The organism is Flavobacterium sp. FPG59 (genome assembly GCF_002150205.1).
In the GTDB taxonomy this organism is placed as follows: Bacteria; Bacteroidota; Bacteroidia; order Flavobacteriales; family Flavobacteriaceae; genus Flavobacterium.
The window spans coordinates 1-4,611 of sequence record NZ_MTCA01000234.1; the positions used below are offsets into that span (position 1 = coordinate 1).

The 4,611-nt window shown below is 33.7% G+C and carries 3 protein-coding genes and 1 pseudogene; all 4 read right to left on the minus strand.

What is annotated here, in order from left to right; translation table 11 throughout:
• Positions 1-199 (minus strand): annotated as a pseudogene (locus FPG59_RS14085) (hypothetical protein); the annotation flags it as partial.
• A gap of 10 nt (positions 200-209) precedes the next feature.
• Entirely contained in the window at positions 210-1,145 is a 936-nt protein-coding gene (locus FPG59_RS14090; protein WP_086455216.1) for a type IX secretion system membrane protein PorP/SprF, read from the minus strand.
• A 27-nt stretch (positions 1,146-1,172) separates the two neighbouring features.
• The gene (locus FPG59_RS14095) at positions 1,173-3,821 is read right to left on the minus strand and encodes a gliding motility-associated C-terminal domain-containing protein (protein WP_086455217.1); all 2,649 of its coding nucleotides are present in this window, start codon (positions 3,819-3,821) and stop codon (positions 1,173-1,175) included.
• 186 nt (positions 3,822-4,007) lie between these two features.
• The gene (locus FPG59_RS14100; RefSeq protein ID WP_086455218.1) at positions 4,008-4,562 is read right to left on the minus strand and encodes a fasciclin domain-containing protein; all 555 of its coding nucleotides are present in this window, start codon (positions 4,560-4,562) and stop codon (positions 4,008-4,010) included.
• Positions 4,563-4,611: the final 49 nt, after the last annotated feature.

Genomic DNA, 4,611 nt, shown 5'->3' on the forward strand with positions numbered 1-4,611 from the left:
CATTGGTATAATAATAGCAGTCAGCAAGGTTTTGAATTACAATTTGCGAATTATTATCTTGTATTATTGATTTATACAATGGAATTGCTTTATTGTAAAAAGTGCGTTCAAAAAGTTGGTTAGCTCTTTTTAGATTGTCGTCTTGTGCATGAAGTAATTGGATAGAAAATACCAATAGTAGCAAGTATATTTTTTTCATAATTTATGTCTTAGAAAAATCGTGGTGATTTATCATATCCTCTGCTGGATAAATCTAAATTAAACAATACAAAAATTTCATGTGTTCCAGAGTTAAATTGACCTAAATTAGAAGTATTGTAATCATAGGCGTACCCAACTCGAATGCTCGGTGTTACTTTCACATTTGTCATTGCACTTATAGCATCTCCAAAACGATATGCCGCTCCAAACTCAAACTTTTCATTGTACAAAACATTGGCAGTTACATCTAGAGATATTGGCGCACCCGAAACGTATTTTGACATAACAGCTGGCTTAAATTTGAATTGTTCAGATACTTGAAATACATATCCAGCTGTTAGGAAAACATGGGTGTTTTCTCTACTAAATGAATTGGTTCCTGACCTATTTTCAAATTGTTTTGTGGCTAATAAATTTGGGGCAGATAAACCCACATAATAATTGTCTGTAAAATAAAAGGCTCCAACACCTACATTTGGCATGATGTCATTTCTGTTTTCTGAAAAAGCATCATCTGTTCCAGGATTACCACTTTCAAATACAAAACCATCAAAATTTGTTTGCAAATTGGTAAATCCCGCTTTTACACCAAAGGATACTTTATGATTGTTATTAAACTCTAGTAAATAAGCAAAATCTGCAAAAAAATTATTTTCTTTTTTTGCTCCGCCACCTATATCATCTGATATTAATGAAAACCCTACTTCTACTTTTTCATTTACAGGCATGTGTGCAAATAATGTCAATGTTTTTGGTGCACCCACAGCACCCACCCACTGGGATCTATATAAGGCACCCAAATTTAAATTAGACTCTATGCCTGTAGCATATGCAGGATTTAAAACACTCATATTATACATGTATTGGGTATATTGAGGGTCTTGTTGCGCCGTTAATTTTGTTATTATCAAGAAAAGACTTGATAGTAGTATGAACTTTTTCATGTACTATTTTTTAAAAAATAAAGATTGTTATCTATTTAAATAAAGGCGTCCTTGCTTAGGGGAAATTCCGTCTTTATTAAAATGAATAACATAAAAATAAACTCCTTCAGGCGCTTTTCCGTTGCTAATTGTTTTAGAGTCTGATGAAGTACCATCCCATTTTGGCTTGTTTTTATTAGCTGTATACATGAGACTTCCGTATCTATTGAATATTTCTAATGTATAATTAGGATAGATAAAATCAATATCCGGAATAGAAAAAGTTTCATTTACACCATCACCATTGGGTGAAAACCCATCTGGAATAAAAAATTGAGGCGTGACATCACAATTAGTTAAGGAAACTGTTATTTCTAAAGGAGTTGTTGATAAACAATTGTTTGCACTTGTAGAGTCAAAACCATAATATATTCCATTATCACGAAGTAAAACTGTACTAGATAATAAATTTCCTCCAGTAGCAGCATCATACCATACTACAGTTCCATTTGAAGTAACATTACTGGATAAACTTTGAATAGTAGGCAAATCTAACCCACAAAATTTTTCCCCATTTTCATGTAGTACAGGAGTTTGCAATTCATTAATAACAACTTGAGCAAGAGCTAAACCAGATTCGCACCCTGTAGTTGTATTTACCTCTTTTACGTAATAATTCGCAGATTGCAATACCGTTGACGCAGGTAAAGCAGTTGAACTTGTAAGTGAATTAAACCATCTGTACTGAGGACCATTAGGTACTAGACTAGCTACGGTTGCATTTTGGACTTTACAAAATTCTTGGTTGCTTGTAATAGGTGTAATAGGCAAGGCGTTAATCACAAAATCTTTGCTAATAGTATTCATTAAAGCAAGACAGCTCGTATTTGAATCTGTAAGAGATTGTAAATTAAATAATGTTGTTCCGGTATTGGATAATAATGAATTAGGAATGGTATAAGTTGCTCTACCAGCATTAACAAGCAAAGGAACCATTTGAACACCGCTAGTATTGGCACCAGACAAAGAGTAACTTATTGTTATAGCGGTTAAATTCCCTAATCCCGAAAGTTCAACAACTACGGGCTGATCTTTACAAACCGATCTAATAGCAACTGATAAATTGCGCACATCTGGTAGCGCTTTTATCAAAAATGAACTAACTATTGATGCGGTATTGGTACAATTAGTAGCCAAGTTTGTAATTCTGCTTATGATAAAATTAGTATTTCCCACATTAGGAATTTGCGAATCAGGAATCTGGAATGATGCAACTCCTGCACGAACCGTAATAGTTATGCTTTGATTAGCAAGACTATTACTTCCAGATAAAGAATACACAATACTATAATCCCCATCTGTTAGATTACTAATTCCTGACAAAGTAACTTCTGCATTTGTTGATTGACAAATAGAATTTATAAGTAAGGAGGCATTATTTGTTTGTGGAATTTGGTTTATTACAATATCAGCGGCAATAGCAGGAATTATATTAGTACAAATTCCTAGAGTGGTTGCGCTTTCTATATTGAGTATAGTTATGGTATAATTTCCAACAGTATTAAAATTACTAGATGGCAAAGGAAAAGTAAAAACGTTATTGGTAAAATTTTGCGTTGTAGAAAAAACAGTAGAATTACCAGAAATGGTATATGTAACCGTATATACTCCATTGGGAATAGCAACTACATTTCTTATCGAAGCTGAAAAATTTGTTGTACCGCGTTCATTTTCACAAATTGGTGCATTTACCTGCAAAGTGGCACCCGTATAATCTAGCTGTTTTTCTAAGGTAATAAACAACACTGATGTTTGATCAACACACACGTTGTTATCTGATAATACAGTATACGTAAAACGGTAAAATCCGGGTCCACGTGTGTTGTATATATTTTGAATGTTTATAACAGAGTCCGTATCATCAGTATCATCTAACTCGTTAGTGCCACTTTCTCGCCATACACCTCCAGCATCCTCGCCTACTAAACCATCAAATAGATTATAGTTAGTATAAGAGTTTAACTCATTAGAACATAATTTGACATCGTCAGGGGTTCCAGCACGAGGCGAACGATATATGGTTACAAATATTTTTACATCTGGTGGAGCAGGACAAGAACCTATAGCAGGAATAGAATAGGTGTATTCATATGTACTACCGGGATTTAGATTGATGGTATTAAGAGTATTGTTTGATAATCCAAGGCTAGTGGTATTTCCTACCCAAGTACCGCCTATTTGTGGAGGAAGAAAATCTCCATTAAAGGCTTCAAATAAATTATATGCAGATTCTGTATTACAAATAGAGGTATTCGCACCAGGAACTCCAGTATATCCTCCAATTCGAACCGTAACTATAGCTGTATCAATGCAACCTGAACTTGTTGTAACGGTATAAGAATACCTATATGTTCCGCTACGACGAATTAATTGAGCATTTAAAATTCCTGTGGTTCTATTGAGACCGCCTGATCTATCTTCATCTCTCCACGTACCGCCAGCAGAATGCGAACCAAGTTGCGTTTTAAGATCTATGTTTCTACTGGAAATGTTTGTTATATCACAAATATCAAGCGCTACGTTATCAGCACCAGCAATTCCTTCACATTGACTGTAAGCAGAATGCGAAAGAAAAGCGAAAGAAAAAACAACAAAGCAAACAACCTTAGTCGAAAAAAAAGGTGATTTTATAGTCATAATATTAAAATTTAAACAAAACTACACTTTTTTTTAACATTTATTTAAAAATCGTTTATCTATAAGAAAAATAAGTAAAGAAAAGTTTCCATATTTACGATTTTACAAATTGATTATAATAAAATAGCCCCACACAAAAAGTGTAGGGCTACAAAAACTAACCAAAAATCAACCTCATTATTACATTTATTTTTTAGGTAACACAACAGTATCTACTACGTGAATAACACCATTTGATTGGTTCACATCCGCAATAGTAACTTTTGACTGACCACCATTTTCATCTGTAATGTAAAGATCTTTACCTTTCATCCAAGCTGTTAATGTTCCGCCACTTACTGTTTTTAGTATAGCTTTTCCATTTCCTGCTTTAATTGCTTTTGCAATATCTACAGCATTCATTTTCCCTGCAACTACATGGTAAGTTAAGATAGTTTGCAATGTTTTTAAATTTTCTGGTTTTAATAAAGTATCAACTGTACCTGCTGGCAACTTATCAAACGCTGCATTTGTTGGGGCAAAAACGGTGAATGGTCCTTTACTTTGTAATGTTTCTACTAGTCCGGCTGCTTGTACTGCTGCAACTAGTGTGGTGTGATCTTTTGAATTTACTGCATTTTCAACAATGTTTTTTGAAGGATACATGGCAGCTCCGCCTACCATTACTGTTTTTTGAGCGAAAGAAGTTGCTCCAAATACTACTGCCATAAAAGCAACTGATAAAAATTTTCTAGTTTTCATAAAATTTGTTTTTTTAAGTTATATAAAGTCATTTACGCTCCTTTTATGA